Raw genomic sequence first — 20,937 nt, 5'->3', positions numbered from 1 at the left:
TGCGGCTACGTTAGCCCGTGACCTGACGAACGCCGACCGCTAAACGGGGATCATGACCGATACGCCGAAAAAAGGCTGGTTCTCGCGCCTCACCGAAGGCCTGAGCCGCTCCTCGAAACAGATGACCGACCAGGTCGTCGCCACCTTCGTGAAGGAGCCGCTCAGCGACAAGGCGCTGGAGCAGCTGGAAGAGCACCTGCTGGAGAGCGATCTGGGCCCGGCGGCGACCGACCGGATCGTCGAACGCTTCCGCGAGCTGCGCTTCTCCGCGGGCGCCAATGAGCAGGAGGTCAAGGAGGCCCTGGCCGAGGCCGTGGCCGCCGAACTGATCAATCACGAGGCCCGTTACGAGCCGCTGGGTGGCGACAAGCCGTTCGTGACCCTGTTCGTCGGGGTCAACGGCTCGGGCAAGACCACGACCCTGGGCAAGATCGCGTCGGACCTGACGGCGCAGGGCGCCAAGGTCATGATCGTGGCCTGCGACACCTTCCGCGCCGCCGCCCGCGAACAGCTGAAGGTCTGGGCCGAGCGCGCGGGCGCGACCTTCGAGAGCCGTCGCGACGGCGCCGACGCCGCCGGTCTGGCCTTCGACGCCTACACCCGGGCCAAGGCCGAGGGCTTCGACGTCGTCCTGATCGACACCGCCGGGCGTCTGCAGAACAAGAGCCAGCTGATGGACGAACTGCTCAAGATCGTGCGCGTGCTGAAGAAGGTCGATCCGGAGGCCCCGCACGAGACCCTGCTGGTGCTGGACGCGACCGTCGGTCGCAATGCGCTGGAACAGGAAAAGATCTTCGGTCGGACGGCCTATGTGTCGGGCGTGGTGATGACCAAGCTGGACGGCACCGCGCGCGGCGGGGTGCTGGTGCCGGTCGCCCAGGCCTCGGACGCGCCGATCAAGCTGATCGGCGTCGGCGAGGGCGTCGAGGATCTGCAACCCTTCGACGCCCGGGCGTTTTCACGCTCGCTGGTCGGACTGGAGAACTGAGATGAGCGAAGCTGTCGAGCGTCGGGGCTCCAACATCCGTCAGGCCGTGGATTTCGGGGCGCTGATCGCCTTCCTGGCAGCCTACGCCTTCATGCGATTTGTTCTGAAGCAGGACAGCACCGCGGCCATGCTGCACTCGACCTGGGTGCTGGTCGGCGCCTCGGCCATCGCCCTCGCGGTCGGCTGGATCGTCGAGAAGCGGCTGGCGCCCCTGCCGCTGCTGACCGGCGGCTTCGCTCTTCTGTTCGGCGTGCTGACCCTGGTCTTCCACGATCCCAAGCTGCTGCAGATCAAGATCACCGTGCAGAACGCCCTGCTGGCCGCCGTGCTGCTGGGCTCGCTGCCGCTGGGCAAGTATCCGTTCAAATATCTGCTGGGCTCGGCGCTGAAGATCACCGACGCGGGCTGGCGCGGCCTGACCCTGCGCTACGGCCTGTATTTCGCAGCGGTGGCGGTGGTGAACGAGCTGGTCCGTAATCCGGCGGTGGTCGAGGCGGCCCTGCAGGCGCTGAACCGTCCGCCGGCGGATCCCTATGACGTCTGGATGGCCTTCCGCGGGGGGCTCTGGATGGCTTCGGCGGCGTTCGGCATCTGGCAGGTCTTCTTCATCATGAAGCACCTGATCAAGGACGAGGGCCAGACTGCTGAGCCGGTGTCTCCGGACACCGGTCTCTGACGCCTTGGGGATCGTCCGTCGTCAAACCGTAAAATGCGGCTGCTAGCTCTACCGAAGCAGCCGAGGGGATACGGTTCATGGTCAAGTCCGGAAACAAGCCGAAGCGTGGCGGCGCCCTTGCGGGCTCGCCCAGCCATCTGATTCATCGCGCCCTGCAGCTGGCGCTGGATGTCTATTCGGAAGAGATGGGTCCGGACGGTCTGACCCAGCGGCAGTTCGCCGTTCTGGAGGCGGTCAGCCACAAGGCGGGCCTGACCCAGACCGATCTGGTGCGCGCCACCGGCATCGACCGCTCGACCCTGGCGGATCTGGTCGCCCGCATGACCACCAAGGGCCTGCTGGATCGCGAGAAATCGACCCTGGACGCCCGGGCCAAGGCGGTGCGGCTGTCGCCCGCCGGCGAGGCCGCGCTGGAGGCGGCGCGGCCGCGGGTCGAGGCCGCCGACAAGCGGATCATGGGCCTGCTGCCCAAGGGCAAGCGCGACGTCTTCCTGGACCTGCTGGGCGAGCTGGCCGGCGAGGCCGACGCCGCCCCGCTGAAGGCCAAGGCGGAAGCCAAGGCCGCCAAGAAGGCCGCCCGCGAGGTCAAGAAGGCTGAAAAGGCCGCCCGCAAGGCCGAGAAGGCGGACAAACCCGCCAAGGCCCCGAAGGCTGAAAAGCCGGCCAAGGTGAAGAAGGACAAGGTGGCGGAGCCGGCGTAAGCCGCGAGCTCGGCGCCTGGGGCTGCCGGCGACGGAGCCCGGCCACTAATCACTTCCCCGGCGCGGAAGAGGGGCAGTGGGCTCCATCGCCGATGGAGCCCGGCCTCATCAGTCCATCAGCTGCTGCGCCAGATAGACGTAGTGGCGGGCCCAGCGGCGGGCGTTGGCGACCGGGTCGGCGTCGTTGGAGTGACCGCCCGCCGTTTCCTCATAATAGAGGTGGTCGTAGCCCAGATCGCCCAGACGGGCCGCGAACTTGCGGGCATGGCCTGGGTGGACGCGGTCGTCGCGGGTGTTGGTGGTGATGTAGACGCGGGGATAGTGCGCGCCCGGACGAAGCTGCTGATAGGCCGAATAGCGGGCGATCCAGGCGGCCTCCTCGGGGATGCGCGGGTCACCGTATTCGCCGATCCACGAGGCCCCGGCGGGAAGCTCGTGATAGCGGAGCATGTCGATCAGCGGGCTTTCGATGACCGCCGCGTTGAACAGCTCCGGATGCTGGGTGATCGAGACTGAGGTCAGGACGCCGCCGTTCGACCGGCCGTAGATGCCCAGACGGCGCGGGGTGGTGATGCCGCGCGCCTCCAGATCACGGGCGACCGCCGCGAAGTCGTCGAAGGCCAGCTGGCGGTTCTCATTCAGTACCGCCTGGTGCCATTGCGGCCCGAACTCGCCGCCGCCCCGGATGTTGGCCTGCACGAAGACGCCGCCGTTCTCGAGCCACAGCTTGCCCATCTCGGGCTTGTAGGCGGGCGGGAACGAGACCTGGAAACCGCCGTAGCCGAACAGGATGGTCGGCGCCGGGCCGTTCTGGTTGCGCGGGCGGGTGACGAAATAGGGGATCTTGGTGCCGTCCGAGGACGTGGCCTCGAACTGTTCGGTGACATGGGTCGAGGCGTCGAACTTGGCCGGGGCCTGACGCAGCTCAGTCAGGACGGTGTTGCCGGGCGACAGGAGGCTCAGCGTCGGCGGGGCGAGGAAGCCCTGGCTCGAGACGAAGACACGACCCGATCCCCGGGATGTATCGCCCAGCGACACTGCCTGATTGGCCGGTACGGTGATCTCGGTCGCGTCCCAGGCATAGGTGCGATGGGTCAGGCGCAACAGTTTGCCGACGACGTTGTCGGTGATCCCCACGACCAGCTGATCTTCGAAGACGGCGACGTCCTGAAGCGACTGACGCTCGGTGGGACGGAAAACGACATTCTGGAGATGATCCGCTGAGACGGCTGCTGGGCCGCTCGGTCGGTCTTCAAGTGATCGCAACGGGATCGAGAAGAGGGCCCCCGGGGCGACGGTTTCATCTTGCCACCGGAAGGCCTCGTCGTTCGAGAAGATCAGCCGATCTCCCTGCACGCCGTAAAGAGAGACCCGCTCGGGAAGCCGCAGTTTCAGCGGGGCGCCGTCCTTCCACAGCCAGGTCTCCGAACGGAAGGTGTCCAGCGGGCGGTTGAAGACCACAGCCTGCATGGCGCCCGCGCCATTCCGGAACACCGAGGCCGACACTCCATACCCGCCGTCGCCTTGTTCGCCGCGATAGATTTCGGTCGCCTGCGCCAGCGTCTGGCCGCGCTTCAGGGATTTGACGATGAAGGGGTAGCCGCTCTCGGTCAGGGTGCCGGGGCCGAAGTCGGTGGCGACCAGAAGGGTGTCGCGGTCCAGCCAACTGATGCGGTGCTTGCCTTCCGGCAGGACGAAGCCGCCGTCCACGAAGGTCTTTGTGGTGGTGTCGAACTCGCGCACGACCACGGCGTCCTTGCCGCCGTCCGACAGGTTGATCAGGCAGCGGGTCTCGTCCGGAGCCAGGCAGCTGGCCCCCTTGAAGACCCAGTCCTTGCCCTCGGCGCGGGACAGGGCGTCGATGTCGAGCAGCGTCTCCCACTGGGTATCCGCGGAGCGATAGCTTTCCAGCGTGGTGCGGCGCCAGACGCCCTTGGGATTGGTCGCGTCCTGCCAGAAGTTCCCGATGCCGTCGCCAAGGAAGCTGGGCGTCGGGATACGGTCGGTGGCCGTGAGGATGGCCTCGGCCTCGGCCCGGAAAGTCTCGTAGCGCGGGTCATTGGTCAGGCTGGCCAGCGCGCGCTCGTTCGACGCCGCAACGAAGGCCATGGCCTCGGTCCCGTTGACCTCCTCCAGCGCCAGATGATCGTCGGCGGCGCGGACCCCGGCGGGGGTCAGGTCGGCGGGGAAGTGGGGCGGGGTCTGGCTCTGCGCATAGGCGGGCGCGGCGATTGCGACCACGGCCACACCCATCATCAGGGACTTCATCATCAGCGAAACTCCGCGTTATTCCTCCCCGGAAGGGGGAGCGGGACCATCCGCAGGATGGTCGGGGTGGTCAAGGACCGGAAACGGTGGAGCGGAACCCCCCTCCACCGCTTCGTGGTCCCGAACCGGTCGGCCTACTGCTGCGCCGGAGAGTCCATCAGGCGGCGGGTCAGATAGGTGTACTCCAGCGCCAGACGGCGGGCCGTCTCCTGCAGGTTGGCGCCGGCCGCGTGGCCGCCGTCGGTGTTCTCATAGAACAGGACCGGATAGCCCAGCTCTTCCAGACGCGCCGCCGCCTTGCGGGCGTGGCCCGGGTGGACGCGGTCGTCCTTGGTCGAGGTGTGGATGAAGACCTCCGGATAGGGCTGGCCCGCGCGCAGGTTCTGGTAGGGCGAGTACTGCTCGATCCAGGCGCGCTGCTCCGGGATGTCCGGGTTGCCGTACTCGGCGATCCAGGAGGCGCCGGCCAGCAGCTTGTGGAAGCGCAGCATGTCGAACAGGGGCACCTGGATGACCGCGCCGTTGATGAGGTCCGGGCGCTGGGTCAGCATGGCGCCCATGAACAGGCCGCCCTGCGAGCCGCCCATGATGCCGAGGCGGGGCTGCGAGGTGATGTTGCGGGCCTCAAGGTCCAGAGCGACGGCCTGGAAGTCCTCGTGGGCGCGCTGGCGGTTCTCCTGCAAGGCCGCCTGGTGCCAGCGCGGACCGAACTCGCCGCCGCCGCGGGTGTTGGCGATCACATAGACGCCGCCGCGCTCGAGCCACAGCTTGCCGACCGTGGCCGAATAGCCCGGCAGCAGCGAGCTCTGGAAACCGCCGTAGCCGTACAGCAGGGTCGGGTTCGAGCCGTCCATCGGCATATCGCCCTTATGGACGACGAAGTAGGGGATCATGGTGCCGTCGGCGCTGCGGGCCTCGAACTGCTCGACCACCATGCCGGTGGCGTCGAACTTGGCCGGCAGGGACTTCACCACATCGGCCTGACCGGTGGCGGCGTCGGCCAGATAGAGGCTGGACGGGTTCAGGTAGCCGGCGACGCTGACGAAGACCTGATCGTTCTGCTCCGAGGCCGAGCCGACGCCGACGGTGACGTTCTGCGGCAGGCCCAGACGGGTGCGCGCCCACTCGCCCGACGGATTGGGCTGATAGACGTAAACCGAGCCGCGCACGTTCTCGTACAGGGCCACGACCAGCGTGTTGCGGGTGGCGGTGATGCCCTCGATGGCCTCGCGCTCGGTCGGGCGGATGACCAGCTGCGCCGGGGTCGCCGGATCGGCCAGCCACTGGTCCAGGTTCCAGGCGATGACGTCGCCGGTCCTGAATTCCTGCCCCGAGGGCGCGGTCCAGTCCTGATCGGTGGTGATGACCAGCTGGCCCTGGACGAGGGCGTTGATGCTGGACTTGGCCGGCAGCTGCAGCTGGGTCGTCGTGCCGTCGGCGTTCAGACGCCAGGTTTCGCCCTCGTAGAAGTTGATCCCCCGGTTGATCAGGGTCGCCTTCACCACGCCGTCGGCGTCGCGCAGGGTGTAGCCGCTGACCGAGACGTCGGCCTGCTGGCCCTCGAAGATGGTCGTGGCCTGGTCGATGGTCTGGCCGCGACGCATCAGGCGGACGGTGCGCGGATAGCCGGAGTCCGTCAGGGTGCCCTCGCCGAAATCGCGCGAGATCAGGAGGGTGTTTTCATCGATCCACGACGCGCCGCCCTTGGACTCCGGCAGGACGAAGCCGTCGGCGACGAAGGTGCGGGTGGCGCGGTCGAACTCACGCACGGTGACGGCGTCCTTGCCGCCGTCCGACAGGCTGACCAGGCAGCGGGTCTCTTCCGGCGGCAGGCAGGTCACGCCCTTGTAGACCCAGTTCTTGCCCTCGGAGGCGGCGAGGGCGTCGATGTCGAGGATGGTCTCCCAGCGCGGCTCGGCGGTGCGGTAGCTGTCCAGGGTCGTCGTGCGCCAGACGCCGCGCACGTGGGTGGCGTCCTGCCAGAAATTATCCAGCGTGCCGTCGTGGTTGAAGCCGACGCCGGGGATGCGGTCACGCGACTGGACGATCTCCAGCGCCTGGGCGTGCAGCTGGGCGTAGCGGGGGTCGCCCTGCAGGACGCCGAGCGAATGGGCGTTGTGGGCGCGGACCCATTCCATGGCGCGCTCGCCCTCGACCTCTTCCAGCCACAGATAGGGATCGGCGGCGTCCGAGGTGGCGAAGCCGGCGGGGGCGGGAGAGGCGGTCTGGGCCATGGCGGCGCTCGAAAGGGCAGTGGTGGCGAGGAGCGCGGCGAGCGCGGCGGAACGGAACATATGGGTACTCCCCCGGAGAATGTCGGGCGGCACCTTATCCGGGGGCGGAAGGTCGGCAAGGCGACGATCCGTCACCTTACCGATTTGTCATGCGCGGGCCGAACGGTGGATCCGGGCGGTCAGACGCCCTCATCCGGAATGCAGAGCGGGTTGCCGCAGGCCTTGCAGTGCACCGCGTCCGGGTCGTGCTTCTGCAGCCCGCAGCGATCGCAGGGCCAGCGGACCTTGTGCGGGCGCACGATGGTCTGGGCCAGTCTCAGGAAGAGGGTGATGCCGGTCAGCATGACGGTGATCGACAGCACCCGGCCCCAGTTGCCGGGCAGGGTGATGTCCCCGAAGCCGGTCGTCGTCAGGGTGGCGACGGTGAAATACAGGGCGTCCAGATAGCCGGTGATCCCCGGGTGGGCGCCGCGGAAGGTGGCGTAGACGAAACCCGTGACCACGAAGATGAAGGTCACCAGGGAGGCCAGGGCCTTGGTCACCTCTTCGACGCGGGTGTCGTCGTAACGCCGCCCGACCGTCCGCCAGAAGAAGTCCGAATGGAGCAGGGTCCACAGGCGCAGCAGGCGCAGGAAACCCAGGTTGAACAGCCAGTAGGGGAACAGCAGGGTCGCCAGGACGAACAGATCGACCCAGGTGGCCGGCTTCTTCAGCCAGTCCCTGAGGTCCGTATAGGCCAGGGCCCGGCCGGTCAGGTCGGCCAGCAGGATGGCGGCGATCAGATAGTCGATCACATAGAAGACGATCCCCGCCTCATGCAGGATCGGGGCGGCCAGGAAGAAGCCGATGATGGCGAAATCGATCACGATGACCGTCAGCCGGAAGCGCACCGCCGCCGGCGAGGAGCCGTGATACAGGGCGCGCATGCGCGCCCGGATGCGCCAGTCCCGGCGCGGGGTCGGATCGGGAAGATCGGTCTGGCTGGCGCTCATGGTCCAGCGATAGCGCGGGTCGCTCGCACACGAAACCTTTGCGGCCTATATGGGCCTGATGACCCGTCCCTTTCTCAAGATGAACGGCGCCGGCAACGACTTCGTGGTCGTCAACGCGCTGGAGGCCCCGTTTTCGCCGACGGTGGAGCAGGTGCGCGCCATCGCCGATCGCGAGACGGGCGAGGGTTGCGACCAGCTGATCGCCATCGAGCCGAGCGGGAGCGCCGACGCCTTCATGCGCGTCTGGAACAATGACGGGACCATGGTCGAGACCTGCGGCAACGCCCTGCGCTGCGTCGGCTGGGTGCTGATGGAGTCCACGGGCAAGGACCGTGTGGTGATCGACACCGCCGGCGGCCCGACCGTGGCGACGCGCGCGGCGGGCGGACAGGTGACGGTCGACATGGGCGCGCCTCGGCTGGACTGGGATCAGGTGCCGCTGGCCGAGGACATGGACACGCGCGGGATCGAGCTGCAGGTCGGCCCCATCGACGCCCCCCTGCTGCATACGCCGGGCGCGGTCTCGATGGGCAATCCGCATGTGGTCTTCTTCGTCGGCGAGACGCCGGACGACGGCTTCGTGCGCGGTTCGGGATCGCTGGTCGAGCACCACCCGCTGTTCCCCGAAGGGGTCAATGTCGGCTTCGTCCACGCCCTGTCGCCGGATCACATCCGCCTGCGGGTGTGGGAGCGTGGCGCGGGCCTGACCAGGGCCTGCGGCACGGGCGCCTGCGCGGCGCTTGTGGCCTCGGCCCGGCGCGGGGTGACCGGTCGCCACGCCACGGTGGACGTCGACGGCGGCCGCCTGCTGATCGACTGGGACGAAGCCTCGGACCACGTCTTCATGACCGGGCCGGTCGAGGTGGAGCGGACGGGGCTGTTGTCCGTCTAGCTCTGGCGCCGGGCGATGAGGGCCCAGATCGTCACCGCGACACAGGCGCCCAGACCGATCCATCCGATCCAGTCCCAGACGCCATCGCCCAGCAGGGCGCCGACCAGACCGGTCAGGGACAGGACGGCGACCCCCGCGGGAATGGCGAAAATGGTCTTCAGGCCGAAGGGACCGGTCTTCATGCCGCGCCCCGCCTGGCCGACCGGTGCTTGCCCCACCACAGGTAAAGCCCGCTGCCCAGAATGATGATCGTCGCCAGGTCGAGCAGGGCCCAGAGGATCTTCAGCGGCAGGCCGCCGTAGTCGCCGAAATGCAGGGGCTGCGACAGGGACAGGGTCTTCACATACCAGGGCGCGGGGGCGACCGCCGCCAGGGCGCCGGTGCGGGCGTCGATCAGGGCGGGCGTGGTCAGATGCTCGGTCAGCGGCGTGTCGCCATGGAAGAAGACGGCATAGTGGTTGTCGGTCGAATAGTCCGAGCCGGGGAAGGCGACGAACTGCAGGGTCATGCCGGGCAGGGCTTCTTTCGCCCGTTCGACAGCGGCGTTGAGGGAGCTGCGCTCCGTCAGGCTGACCGGGGCGTCATAGGCGGCGGTCAGCTCCCTGAGGGCGTTGTCCTTCCAGTAGGCGATGATCGGCACGGCCAGGGTGTTGACCACGCCCGTCACCCCGACCACCAGCACCCAGGCCACGGTCACCACGCCCAGAAGGTTGTGATAGTCCAGCCAGCGCGTCCGCGCGGCCTTCGCCGCCCGCACCGTTCCGAACGGCAGGCGACGCATGAAGGGGGCGTAGAGCACCACCCCTGACACCAGCGCCGCCACCAGCAGCAGACCCATGGCGCCGAGGAACAGCATTCCCGCCAGACCCAGGAACATGTCTGTATGCAGCTGGAGGATGAACTCCATCACCGGATGACCGGCCACCAGCGGCGCGGCCTCGCCGGTGTACTGGTCGATCGGCTGGAAGCTGTACTTCCCGTCCGGGCCGGTCGGGTCGATGCTGGTGACATTCACCACCGGCCGTTCGACGTCGAAGCTCATGAAGGCCGGAACCTCGCCCGGCTTTCGGGCGAGGGCGAGGTCCAGGACCTGGTCGAGGTTCAGCTTCCGCGCGCCGGCGGCGACCGGCGCGGCCTCGTCGTGGCCCAGAAGGACGTGGTCCAGTTCATGGGTGAAGACGAGCGGCAGTCCGGTAAGACAGAGCATCAGCAGGAAAACGGTCGAGACGAGGCTCGACCATTTATGCACCCAGCTCCAGGCCCGGATCGTGTCGGGCTTCATCCGGTTCAGAAGTCCGTCGAGATCGAGACGCGGACGGTGCGCGGGGCGCCGAGCGTCAGATAATCCGAGCCCGGATAGCCGCCGACGGCGACCCACTGGTCCTCATCCGCGATGTTCTCGACCCTCGCGCGAACCGTCAGGGGACGGTCGCCCGCGGTGAAGTCATAGCGCACGCCGGCGTCGAACCGGGTCCAGCTGCCCAGTTCGAGGGTGTTGTCGGCGCTGGCCGCCTGCGACCCGGTGTAGACGGCGCGGCCTTCCAGCGTCAGGCCGGCGACGGCCGGGACGTCCCACTCGACGTTGGCGTTGATCTGGAATTCCGGCACGCCGATGGCGGACTTGCCTTCCAGGGCGGGATTCAGGGCGCGCTTGATCTCGGTGTCGAGCCAGGTCGCGCCGCCGATCAGGCGCAGGCCCTCGAGCGGTTCACCGTAGACGGTCAGCTCGACCCCTCGGCTCTCCTGTTCGCCGCCGTCGGAATAGACGCCCTGGGGCAGGTCGGTCGCCGATCCGGGGGTCCCGTTCGAGGTGACCGACAGGAAGGCGCTGGGCAGGGTCATCCGGAAAACGCTGAGCGTGCCGCCGAATGAACCGGCGTCATACTTGATCCCGACCTCGGCCTGTTCGGCGCGGAACGGCTCCAGCACCTCGCCCGCGTTGGTGACCTCGACCGGGACGGCCACCGCGCCCCAGCCGGGCACCAGCGCATTGGCGAGGGTCGGCGCCGTCGTGCCGGGCACGAGGGCTTCCGCATAGTTGGCGTACAGCGAGATCTGTTCGCTCGGCTTGTAGACTGCGGCGAAGACGGGGGTGATCGCATCGCTGGCGTAGCCGGAGGCGAATGCGCCGTCGGCGTAGCTGTAGGAGCCGGTCTTGATCTCCTGATAGCGGGCGCCGACCGTGATCAGCAGGCGGTCGTCGAGAAGGGACATCATGTCCGCCACCGCGACGCTGGACGTCCGCGAGCGCTCGGTGATCTGCGGGTCGTCGAAGTCGCCGGAGGCGCTGACGTTCGCCGGCGGGGCGATGACGGCCGGATCGGTCAGCGTGCCGATGGCGAAGCCGCCGAAATTGCCGGCCCAGGCGTTCCTGGACTTCAGCTGGACCTGCGAGGCCGAGGCGACCAGCCGGTGATCGACCGGGCCGGTGGTCAGGTCCATGCGGATGCCGACGTCGCCGGACCAGACGGTGTCCTCACGCACGTTGTCGAACCGGTTGGCCGTCAGGGCGCCGGTCGCCGAGGCGTTCGGGTTGGCCAGGACGTTCTCTTCCTTGCCGCTGCGACCGCCGAAGGCCGCCCAGGCGGTGATGGCGCCGGTCAGGTCGAACTCGCCGCGCACGGCGCCGAACCGTTGCTCCTCATCCGTATAGGTCCACGGCTGGGCGAAATTGCTGTCGGCGGAGGGGGCGTCCGGGATGGCGGTTCCCGGCGTCACCGCCGGGCGAGGGGCGTCGATGCGGTGATTTTGCCAGCCGAAATCGGCCGAGAAGCGGGCGCGCTCACCACGGTGGTCGAGGCCCAGGCCGATGACCTGCAGTTCGCTGTTCTGGGCGTCGATCTCGCCCTCGCCGTCGCGGGCGACCACATTCAGGCGGCCGCCCCACGCGTTGTTCGCGCCGAAGCGACGCGAGAAGTCGCCGGCGGCGTACAGGGCCTCGCCGCCCTCCAGGCCGAGGGTCAGACGGTTCAGCGGCGCGTCGCCGGCGCGCTTCGGCGTCAGGTTGAAGGCCCCGCCGACGCCCGATCCGCCGGGCGCGGCGCCGTTCAGGAAGGCCGAAGCCCCCCGGAACACCTCGACCCGCTCCACCAGTTCGGCCGCAACGAACTGGCGAGGCAGAACGCCGTACAGACCGTTCCAGGTCATGTCGTCCGAATACACGGGGAAGCCGCGGATAACGTACAGTTCCTGGAAGTTGCCGAAGCCCTTCGAGACGCGGACGGTCGGGTCGTTCTGCAACACGTCGCCGATGCTGACCGCCTGCTGGCTGCGGACCAGCGCTTCGGTATAGGCGGTGTTCGAGAACGGCGTGTCCATCACGTCCATCGAGCCGAACAGGCCCACCCGGCCGCCGGTGGCCACCTGGCCGCCGGCATAGGCGGGCGCCTGGCGGACCTGGGATCCGGTGACGATCACCTCGTCCAGCTCGGTCGGGGTCGCGGTCTGCGCGAGCGCGGGGGTGGAGGCTAGGGTCAGGCCGGCGGCGGTGGAGAGAAGCAGCAGGGAACGGAGGGTCACGAGGTCGCCTTGGGGGAGGGCTTATATTGAGAACGGGTCGCACTATCAGTCGCATGGCCCGGCCGCAACCGTCCGGACCGCCGCAGCGGGGCGACGTGTCGTCGCGCGGGCGGAAAGCCGCACAATGCGCCCGTCCCGCGTCACCTTTTCCGGACAGCCTCCGCGGCGGGCGGTGGTCAAAGCCCGGCGTGGCGGACTTGAGCCTTCCCTCGCGTCAGCGGTTGTCCCGCCTCGCCGCTGGCACTAGGAACGGGGCGACTGAAGACCTGCGAACCCGCGATCGGAAACGCCCAGAGCCATGCCTGACCTGACAGACAAACAGACCTTCTCCGACGAGGACGCGCTGGACTTCCACCGCCTTCCCGCTCCGGGAAAGATCTCGATGGCGCCGATCAAGCCGATGGCGACCCAGCGCGACCTGTCCCTGGCCTATTCGCCGGGCGTGGCCCTGCCGGTGCTGGCGATCGCCGAGGATGCGGACAAGGCGTACGACTACACCTCCAAGGGCAATATGGTCGCCGTCATCTCGAACGGCACGGCCATTCTCGGCCTCGGCAACCTCGGTCACATGGCGTCCAAGCCGGTGATGGAGGGCAAGTCGGTCCTGTTCAAACGCTTCGCCGACGTCGACAGCTTCGACGTCGAGGTGAAGACGACCGATCCCGAGGAGTTCGTCACCGTCGTCAAGAACATCGGCGACACCTGGGGCGGGATCAATCTGGAGGACATCAAGTCCCCCGAGTGCTTCGTCATCGAGAGCGAACTGCAGGACCTGCTCGACATTCCGGTCTTCCACGATGACCAGCACGGCACCGCGATCATCTCGACCGCCGGCCTGATCAACGCCGCCCATGTGGCCGGCAAGAAGCTGGAGGATCTGAAGGTCGTCCTGTCCGGCGCCGGCGCGGCCGGCCTGTCGTCCATCGCCCTGATGAAGGCGGCGGGCGTGCGGGCCGAGAACACCGTCATCGTCGATCGCGAGGGCGTGGTCTATCGCGGCCGCGAGCACGGCATGGACCAGTGGAAGGCGGCCCATGCGACCGACACGCCGCACCGTACGCTGGCCGAGGCGATGGTCGGGGCCGATGTGGTCATCGGCCTGTCGGCCAAGGGCGCGATCACCCGGGAGATGGTGGCGACCATGGCCCCCAATCCGATCATCTTCGCCATGGCCAATCCCGACCCGGAGATCACGCCCGAGGATGTGCAGTCCGTGCGGTCGGACGCCATCATCGCCACCGGCCGGTCGGACTACGCCAACCAGGTCAACAATGTTCTGGCCTTCCCCTACCTGTTCCGCGGCGCGCTGGATGTGCGCGCCCGGCAGATCAATCACGAGATGAAGGTCGCCTGCGCCCAGGCCCTGGCGGCGCTGGCCCGCGAGGATGTGCCGGACGAGGTCGCCGCCGCCTATCGGGGCCGCAAGCTGAAGTTCGGCCGGGACTACATCATCCCGACCCCGTTTGACCCACGCCTGATCTGGTTCATCCCGCCGTTCGTGGCCCAGGCCGCGATGGACACCGGCGTGGCCCGCAAGCCGATCGAGGATATGGACGCCTATCGCGCGTCGCTGCGCCAGCGTCTCGATCCCTCGGCCGCCCTGATGCAGAACATCTCGGGCGCCGTCCGCGCGGCGCCGAACAAGCGGGTCGTCTTCGCCGAGGGCGAGGAAACCGCCGTCATCCGCGCCGCCTGGGGCTTCAAGCAGGCCGAGCTCGGTACGCCGATCCTGCTCGGCCGCGAGGAGCTGATCCGCAAGAACGCCGCCGACGCGGGGTTGAATTTCGACGAGATGGGCATCGAGATCGTCAACGCCCGCATCAGCGACCACAACGCCGAGTACACCGACTGGCTCTACGCCAAGCTCCAGCGCCGCGGCTATCTGCGCCGTGACGTCCAGCGGATGATCAACCAGGACCGGAACTATTTCGGCGCCACCATGATCGCCCGGGGCCAGGCGGACTGCATGGTCACCGGCGTGACCCGTAACTTCAACATGGTGCTGAAGGAGGTCCGCCGCGTCCTTGACGTGAAGGAGCGGATGATCGGCCTGTCGGTCCTGCTGGCCAAGGGGCGCACCCTCTTCGTCGCCGACACCTCCATCCATGAGCTGCCCGACGCGGAGGAACTGGCCGAGATCGCCATCCAGGCCGCGGCCGCCGTGCGCAAGCTGGGCAAGACCCCGCGCGTGGCCTTCCTCAGCTATTCGACCTTCGGCAACCCGCCGGGCGAACGCGGCGAGAAGGTGCGCGAGGCCATCCGGATCCTGGACAGCAAGGGCGTCGATTTCGAGTACGAGGGCGAGATGCCGCCGGAACTGGCGCTGGAGCCAGAACTGCGCGGCGCCTACCCCTTCATGCGTCTGACCGGGCACGCCAACGTCCTGGTCATGCCGGCCATCCACTCGGCCTCGATCTCGACCCGACTGGTGCAGGCCCTGGGCGGCGCGACCGTGATCGGCCCGCTTCTGGTGGGCCTGGAGAAGTCCGTGCAGATCGTTTCGCTGGGCGCCTCGGTCAGCGAGATCATCACCGCCGCGACCTTCGCAGCCTACGAGGAAGGCGCCGAGGGCGGGGAATAGGATCGGCGGCCCGGGCCGATCAGGCCCGGAGCGAAATCGGCCGGGTTGGACAAGGTCCAATCCGGCTCAGATTTCGCTCCGGCATAATTCTGGAACCTGATTCACGGCATCAGAGGAATCGCGAAGCGATTCCTCTGATGCCGATCAGGTTCCGGCCTCGACCTTGCGGCGGTCGACGACGGCGCCGCGCACCCATTCCAGGATGCAGAACACGACCGCCAGCAGGCCCAGCCAGGCGGCGATGGCGAACATCGGCGCATAGCCCCGGGCGTCGATGAGCTCGCCCAGCGCGCCCCGGCCCAGGGTGCCGATCAGCAGGGCCAGCGAGATGAAGACGGCGAACTGGACCGCGCCGAAGGTCTTGTTCGACAGCGCTGACAGATAGGCGACGAAGGCCGCGCCCGCGAAGCCGCCCGCGATGTTCTCCCCCGCGATCGCCAGCATCAGACGGGCCAGCGGCTCGCCGACATGGAAGATCGCGAACAGGTCGTACAGGTGCGTCGCCCGCATGAAGCCGCCGATGACCGGGGCGCCCAGCGCCAGGTCCATCATCAGCAGGTTGGTGGCGGCGGACAGGATGGCGCCGATCAGCAGGCTCCACATCCGGCCGATGATCAGCAGGGCCCAGCCGCCCAGCGCGATGCCGACAATCGTCATGACCACGCCGAAGGTCTTGGAGGCCAGCGCCACCTCGGCCTTGGTGTGACCCAGCGCCCCGCCCGTGTCGCCCATGTAGAAGGGGAAGGCGAAGGGGCCCCAGACGCCGTCGGTGATGCGGTAGGTCAGGATCAGGCCCAGCACGATCAGCGCGCCCCAGCCCAGGCGCCCCATCAGCTCCACCAGCGGGGCCAGGATGGCGTCGTACAGGGTGTCGGCGAAGCGGGGCGGGGCGGCGGCCTCGGCGGCGCCCGGAGCGCGACCCTTCCAGACGATCAGACCGGCCAGGGTGGCGGGCAGGATGACGGTCGCGCCGACGATCCACGGGCCCCACTCGGTCGTGAACTCGCCCGCGCTGGGCGCCGGCGAGGTGGTCAGGGCGGTGATCAGGAAGTTGACCAGCATGAAGGCGGCCCAGGCCCAGGCGGCGAGGGTGGCGACCAGCACGATCAGGCGCAGGCGCGGCGAACCGCGCCGCTCGCGCGCCACCGCCGCCTGTGACGACGGCTCGGGCTCCGGCGCGATCAGGGTGCCGATGATCCCGACGCCCATCAGCAGGGCGGCCACGACGAAGACGCCGGACCACCCGATGGCCGCGGCCAGAAGCAGGGCGCCCGCCCCGCCGGTCAGGGCGGCGGTGCGGTAACCGAGCTGGTAGATGGTCGACAGCAGATCGATGGGGGTCTTTTCGTCCGCCACCTCGATCCGCCAGGCGTCGATGACGATGTCCTGTGTCGCAAAGGCGAAGGCGCCGAGGGCCGCGCCCATGGCCAGCGGTCCCAGAACGCCCGTTCCCGGGTGGGACAGGGCGACCAGGGCCAGGGCGACGGCGATGATGATCTGCAGGATCAGCAGCCAGCTTCGCCGCCGTCCGAACCGCTTGCCGATCACCGGCGGGGTCCAGCTGACCGCCGGGGACCAGAGGAAGCGGAAGGCGCCGAACAGGCCGATCCAGCTCAGAATGCCGATGGTCGCGACCGGAATGTCCTCCTCGGTCAGCCAGGCGTTCAACGTGCCGATCAGCATGGCGAACGGCAGCCCGGCCGAGAAGCCGAGCAGAAGCATGGCCAGGGTCCGGCGCTCGCGGAAGGCGGCCTTCAGCACGCCCAGCCCCTTGGGGACGGAACGAGGCGCGGAGGCTTCGGTCGCGGGCGTCTGGCTGTCGGTCATGGGCGCGTCTCCGGACGCCACCCGGACTCAATGAACGGGGCGCCTCAAATCAGACGGCGACCTTGGCGCGGACTTCGCGGTTCGTCCAGCGGGACAGGGCGGCCCGCATGGCTTCCAGCTCCAGCGGCTTGACCAGATGGTCGTCCATCCCGGCTTCGAGACAGGCCTTGCGGTCCTCGGCGAAGGCGTTGGCGGTCAGGGCCACGATGGGCGTCCGGTCGCCGCGGGCGCGCAGCTGACGGGCGGCGGTGGGGCCGTCCATGCCCGGCATCCGCATGTCCATGAAGACCAGGTCGTAGCGGGCGCGTTTCAGGGCGGCGAGCGCCTCGTCGCCGCTGGCGGCGGTCTCCACCGCGCAGCCCTCCCGCTTGAGAAGGGTGGCGGCCAGCAGGGCGCCGACCGGATTGTCCTCGACCAGAAGCACCCGGGTGCCGGCGAAGCGGCCGGGCAGGACGCGATCGTCATCAGCCGGGGCGGCGCGCAGGCCGGCGCGTTCGGCTGTCCGGGCGCCGGCGGCGGCCAGGACCCTTTCGGCGAGGGAGGCGCGGCGCAGGGGCTTGATCAGGTAGCCGTGGAAGCCGGCCGAGCGATAGCGGGCGATGAGGTCACGCTCGGAGGGTCTCAGCAGCACCACCGCCCGGCTGTCGGCCGGCCGGGGCGCCAGGCCGTGGGGGCTCTGTCGACCGGCATGGTCGACCAGGACGACGTCGCCCTTCGCCGATACCGCGCCGCCGGAGGCGATGATCTGGGCCTCGGCTGCCTGCCGGACCAGCGGGTCGGGTGTCAAAACGGCGACGACCTGTCCCGCCAGCGGCTGCGCCCGGGCCGCGTCCTCGACCGCCTCGAACGGGGCCTCGAACCGGAAGCGGGCGCCCGGGCCGTCGGGGCGGTCGGTGACGCTGACGGTTCCGTCCATGGCGGCGGCCAGTTTGCGCACGACGGCCAGACCCAGACCGGCGCCGCCGAAGCGGCCGGCGTCCGTCGAGTCGACGTGACCGAACTCCTCGAAGATGCGCTCGCGCGCCTCGACCGGCACGCCCGGTCCGGTGTCGTCGATGACAAAGGCGAGGCGCGGCGTCCTGTCGGTCCCGCCCGCCCGTTCGACCGCAATCCGCACGCCGCCTTCAGCCGTGAACTTCACGGCGTTGCCCGCGAGATTGAACAGCACCTGTCGCAGGCGGCCCTCGTCAGCCAGGATGTCGGGGGCATCGGCCGCGACCGACCAGGCGATCTCCAGATTCCGTTCATGCGCCCGCGGGCTGAGCAGCTCGGCCACGCCGCGCACCAGCGCCTCCAGATCGACCGGAGCCGCGTCGAACTCCAGCTTGCCGGCTTCCAGTCGCGCATAATCCAGCAGGTCGTTGACCAGACCCAGAAGGTGTTCCGCCGACGACCGCGCCGCCTCGGCATAGGCGCGCTGGGCGCCGTCCAGCTTCGTGCGGGACAGGAGGCCCAGCATGCCGATCACCCCGTTCAGGGGCGTCCGCATCTCATGACTCATCAGGCGAAGGAACTGCTGCTCGGCGGACCCGGTCGGGGTCCTGTCGGGGGCTGGCTGGTCTTTCCGTCGCCGGGGCATGTCGGATCTCCTCGATCACACCGTGGACTCAAGACGTTAAGAGATCACCACGCGGGCGTGACGGTCCCGTGAGGCGCTGAGGAGTCCGTCCGGCCCTCGAAGGCGTCGTTCGCCTCGGCGGTGGAGCGGCGATAGATCAGGGCCTCGGCGATGTGACGGCGCAGGACCCCGTCGCAGCCGTCCAGATCGGCGATGGTGCGGGCCAGGCGCAGGGTGCGGGTCCAGCCCCGGGCGGTGAGGCCGCCCATCTCGCCCGCCTTCATCAGCAGGGCTTTGCCCGGCGCGTCCGGTGTGGCGAAGCGGTCCAGAAATTCCCCGGAGACGCGGGCGTTGACGGCCTGGTCCTGCGCGGTCTCCGGCTCGATCCCGGCGGCGCGCAGCCGGTCATTCTGCATCTCGCGAGCCGTCAGGACCCGGGCGGCGGCCTCGGCCGTGCCCTCGGCCGGCGGAGGCAGGGCCATGTCGGCGGCGGTGACCGGCGGGGCCTCCACCGTCAGGTCGATGCGGTCGAACATCGGGCCGGAGATGCGGTTGCGGTAGTCGCGCTGGCATTTCGGAGCCTTGCCGCAGGCGCCCTTGCCGCCGCCACCGAGGCCGCATCGGCAGGGGTTCATCGCGGCGACCAGCTGGAACCGCGCCGGGTAACGGACGTGGGCGTTGGCGCGGGCGACGATGATCTCGCCGGTTTCCAGCGGCTGCCGGAGGGAGTCGAGCGCCTGGGCGCTGTATTCCGGCAGTTCGTCCAGGAAGAGGACGCCGTTGTGGGCGAGGGAGGCCTCGCCCGGTTTGGCGCGCAGGCCGCCGCCGGTCAGGGCGGCCATCGAGGCGGAGTGGTGCGGCGCGCGGAAGGGGCGGTCGCGCGTCAGGGCGCCGCGTTCGATCAGACCGGCCACCGACCAGACCATGGAGGTCTCCAGCAGCTCCCGTGGCGTCAGGGGCGGGAGCAGGCCCGGCAGGCGCGCCGCCATCATCGACTTTCCGGATCCCGGTGGACCGACGAAGAGCAGGTTGTGGCCGCCCGCCGCGGCGATCTCCAGCGCCCGCTTGGCGCCTTCCTGTCCCTTGACCTCGCGCAGGTCGGGGACGCGCTCGCCGTCGCGCATCGCGCCGGGCTCGGGTCGACGCAGGACCTGGGTTCCCTTGAAATGGTTCACCAGCGCGATCAGGGAGCGGGGCGCCAGCACGGCGACGTCGCCGGCCCAAGCGGCTTCGGGTCCATTGGCCTCGGGGCAGATCAGGCCCAGCCCCAGCGAGTCGGCGGCGACCGCCGCGGGCAGGGTTCCGCCGACGGGCGCGATGCGTCCGTCCAGCCCCAGCTCGCCCACCGCCGCCCAGCCGCTCAGCGCGTCCGGCGGAATGACCCCCATCGAGGCCAGCAGGGCCAGGGCGACGGGCAGGTCGAAATGGTTGCCCTCCTTGCGCAGGTCCGCCGGGGCCAGGTTGGCGATGATCCGCTTGGACGGCAGGGCCAGGCCGATGCCGGCGAAGGCGCCCCTTACGCGCTCGCGGCTTTCCGCGACGGCCTTGTCGGCCAGGCCCACGATGGTGAAGGACGGCTGGTCGGCCGACAGCTGCTGGACCTCGACGTCCACCCGCCGGGCGTCGACGCCTTCAAACGCGACGGTGACGACGCTGGCGTGCATCCGATCCTCCCGCTATCAGGGAAAGAACGAAACACGAACGGACAGCTTTTACAAGAGCGCTGTTATCCGGCGCGCTTCGCCTCGATGGCGTCCCACATCAGGGCGGCGGCGTTGACGCCGGTAAAGGCGAGCAACTGCTGGGCGCCGGTGGGGGAGGTGACATTGATCTCGGTCAGATAGTCGCCGATCACGTCGATGCCGACGAAGATCAGACCCCGTTCCTTCAGCGTCGGGCCGATGGCCTTGCAGATTTCAAGGTCCCGCTCGGTCAGCTCGACCGGCTGGGCCGTGCCGCCGACGCGCAGGTTGGAGCGGACCTGATCCTTGGCCGGAACGCGGTTGATGGCGCCGACCGGCTCGCCGTCGATCAAGATGATGCGCTTGTCGCCCTTCGAGACCGCCGGGATGAATTTCTGGATCACCAGCGGATCGCGTGAGCCCATGGCGTGGATTTCGACCAGGGCGTCCAGGTTGGGGTCGTCGGCCTTCAGCCGAACCACGCCCGAGCCCGCCGCGCCGTGCAGGGGCTTGAGCACCACCTCGCCGTGGCGGCGGTGGAAGTCGTTCAGGGCGACCGGGTCGGAGCTGATCAGGGTCGGCGGCGTCAGGCCGGGGAAGTGCGTCACCAGCAGCTTCTCGGGCGCCGAGCGCACCTCGGCCGGATCGTTCACGACCAGGGTCTTCGGATGCACCGTCTCCAGCAGATAGGTGGCGGTGACATAGGCCATGTCGAAGGGCGGGTCCTGACGCATCAGGATGACGTCCACGTCCCTGGACAGGTCCAGCTTCACTTCCTCACCGAAGGCCACATGGTCGCCGACGACCTGTTGCAGCGTCACCGGGCGGGCGCGGCAGAAGAGGACGCCGTCCTCGAGGGCGAGGGTGCGGAAGTCATAGACCCAGATCGGATAGCCCCGGTTCTGGGCCTCCATGGCCTGCAGCCAGGTGGTGTCGGACTCGATATTGACCCCTTCAATGGGGTCCATCTGGATCGCGACCTTCAGCATCGGCTGTCCTTCCGTTTGAAGCAGCTTGGC

The 20,937-nt window shown here is 68.9% G+C and carries 15 protein-coding genes; 5 read left to right on the top strand and 10 right to left on the bottom strand.

Annotated features, from left to right (window positions below):
- Positions 1–52 precede the first annotated feature (52 nt).
- The 3 genes from ftsY (at position 53) to ACLQ7T_RS04935 (ending at position 2,365) form a co-directional block, all read left to right on the top strand.
- Positions 53–988, top strand: coding sequence for a signal recognition particle-docking protein FtsY (ftsY, locus tag ACLQ7T_RS04945; protein ID WP_420478415.1), 936 nt, complete (start codon positions 53–55; stop codon positions 986–988).
- A 1-nt stretch (position 989) separates the two neighbouring features.
- Positions 990–1,664 (top strand): inner membrane-spanning protein YciB, encoded by a 675-nt coding sequence (locus tag ACLQ7T_RS04940; protein ID WP_420478414.1) that lies wholly within the window; start codon positions 990–992, stop codon positions 1,662–1,664.
- Positions 1,665–1,741: 77 nt separating this feature from the next.
- Positions 1,742–2,365 carry a MarR family winged helix-turn-helix transcriptional regulator gene (locus ACLQ7T_RS04935; RefSeq protein ID WP_420470197.1) on the top strand — a complete coding sequence of 208 codons (624 nt, stop codon included), beginning with the start codon at positions 1,742–1,744 and terminating at the stop codon, positions 2,363–2,365.
- A gap of 108 nt (positions 2,366–2,473) precedes the next feature.
- Here the strand turns inward: ACLQ7T_RS04935 and ACLQ7T_RS04930 are convergent, their stop codons facing one another.
- From ACLQ7T_RS04930 to ACLQ7T_RS04920, 3 genes are all read right to left on the bottom strand, one after another.
- Positions 2,474–4,636, bottom strand: a complete 2,163-nt coding sequence (locus ACLQ7T_RS04930; RefSeq protein ID WP_420478413.1) for a prolyl oligopeptidase family serine peptidase — start codon at positions 4,634–4,636, stop codon at positions 2,474–2,476.
- Between the two features lie 131 nt (positions 4,637–4,767).
- The gene (locus tag ACLQ7T_RS04925; RefSeq protein WP_420478412.1) at positions 4,768–6,927 is read right to left on the bottom strand and encodes a prolyl oligopeptidase family serine peptidase; all 2,160 of its coding nucleotides are present in this window, start codon (positions 6,925–6,927) and stop codon (positions 4,768–4,770) included.
- Between the two features lie 119 nt (positions 6,928–7,046).
- A complete protein-coding gene (locus tag ACLQ7T_RS04920) occupies positions 7,047–7,859 on the bottom strand; it encodes a potassium channel family protein (protein WP_420478411.1) in 813 nt (270 codons plus the stop codon).
- A gap of 58 nt (positions 7,860–7,917) precedes the next feature.
- Here ACLQ7T_RS04920 and dapF point away from each other — a divergent pair, with 58 nt between their 5' ends.
- Complete coding sequence (dapF, locus tag ACLQ7T_RS04915) at positions 7,918–8,751, top strand: diaminopimelate epimerase (protein WP_420478410.1); 834 nt, start codon at positions 7,918–7,920, stop codon at positions 8,749–8,751.
- Here dapF and ACLQ7T_RS04910 read toward each other — a convergent pair.
- From ACLQ7T_RS04910 to ACLQ7T_RS04900, 3 genes are read right to left on the bottom strand one after another with little or no spacing between them, the layout of a single operon-like run.
- Entirely contained in the window at positions 8,748–8,933 is a 186-nt protein-coding gene (locus tag ACLQ7T_RS04910) for a hypothetical protein (RefSeq protein WP_420478409.1), read from the bottom strand. The two genes, dapF and ACLQ7T_RS04910, sit on opposite strands and share 4 nt — an antisense overlap.
- Positions 8,930–10,129: a PepSY-associated TM helix domain-containing protein gene (locus ACLQ7T_RS04905; RefSeq protein WP_420478408.1), complete on the bottom strand. Its 1,200-nt coding sequence runs from the start codon at positions 10,127–10,129 to the stop codon at positions 8,930–8,932. The genes ACLQ7T_RS04910 and ACLQ7T_RS04905 overlap by 4 nt, the downstream gene beginning before the upstream one ends.
- A complete protein-coding gene (locus tag ACLQ7T_RS04900; protein WP_420478407.1) occupies positions 10,039–12,270 on the bottom strand; it encodes a TonB-dependent receptor in 2,232 nt (743 codons plus the stop codon). The genes ACLQ7T_RS04905 and ACLQ7T_RS04900 overlap by 91 nt, the downstream gene beginning before the upstream one ends.
- A 298-nt stretch (positions 12,271–12,568) precedes the next feature.
- Here ACLQ7T_RS04900 and ACLQ7T_RS04895 point away from each other — a divergent pair, with 298 nt between their 5' ends.
- Complete coding sequence (locus tag ACLQ7T_RS04895; RefSeq protein WP_420478406.1) at positions 12,569–14,851, top strand: NADP-dependent malic enzyme; 2,283 nt, start codon at positions 12,569–12,571, stop codon at positions 14,849–14,851.
- Between the two features lie 144 nt (positions 14,852–14,995).
- On the opposite strand, the gene ACLQ7T_RS04890 is transcribed toward ACLQ7T_RS04895, so the two are convergent.
- From ACLQ7T_RS04890 to gshB, 4 genes are all read right to left on the bottom strand, one after another.
- Positions 14,996–16,678: an AmpG family muropeptide MFS transporter gene (locus ACLQ7T_RS04890; RefSeq protein ID WP_420478405.1), complete on the bottom strand. Its 1,683-nt coding sequence runs from the start codon at positions 16,676–16,678 to the stop codon at positions 14,996–14,998.
- Between the two features lie 49 nt (positions 16,679–16,727).
- The gene (locus tag ACLQ7T_RS04885; protein WP_420478404.1) at positions 16,728–18,257 is read right to left on the bottom strand and encodes a response regulator; all 1,530 of its coding nucleotides are present in this window, start codon (positions 18,255–18,257) and stop codon (positions 16,728–16,730) included.
- 44 nt (positions 18,258–18,301) lie between these two features.
- The gene (locus ACLQ7T_RS04880; protein ID WP_420478403.1) at positions 18,302–19,900 is read right to left on the bottom strand and encodes a YifB family Mg chelatase-like AAA ATPase; all 1,599 of its coding nucleotides are present in this window, start codon (positions 19,898–19,900) and stop codon (positions 18,302–18,304) included.
- 62 nt (positions 19,901–19,962) lie between these two features.
- Positions 19,963–20,907, bottom strand: coding sequence for a glutathione synthase (gene gshB, locus ACLQ7T_RS04875; protein ID WP_420478402.1), 945 nt, complete (start codon positions 20,905–20,907; stop codon positions 19,963–19,965).
- Between the last annotated feature and the right edge of the window lie 30 nt (positions 20,908–20,937).

It is taken from the genome of Brevundimonas sediminis (assembly GCF_048799765.1).
Lineage (GTDB): Bacteria > Pseudomonadota > Alphaproteobacteria > Caulobacterales > Caulobacteraceae > Brevundimonas.
Note: the sequence above shows the minus strand (reverse complement) of the source record. Positions and strands in the feature narration are given on the sequence as shown.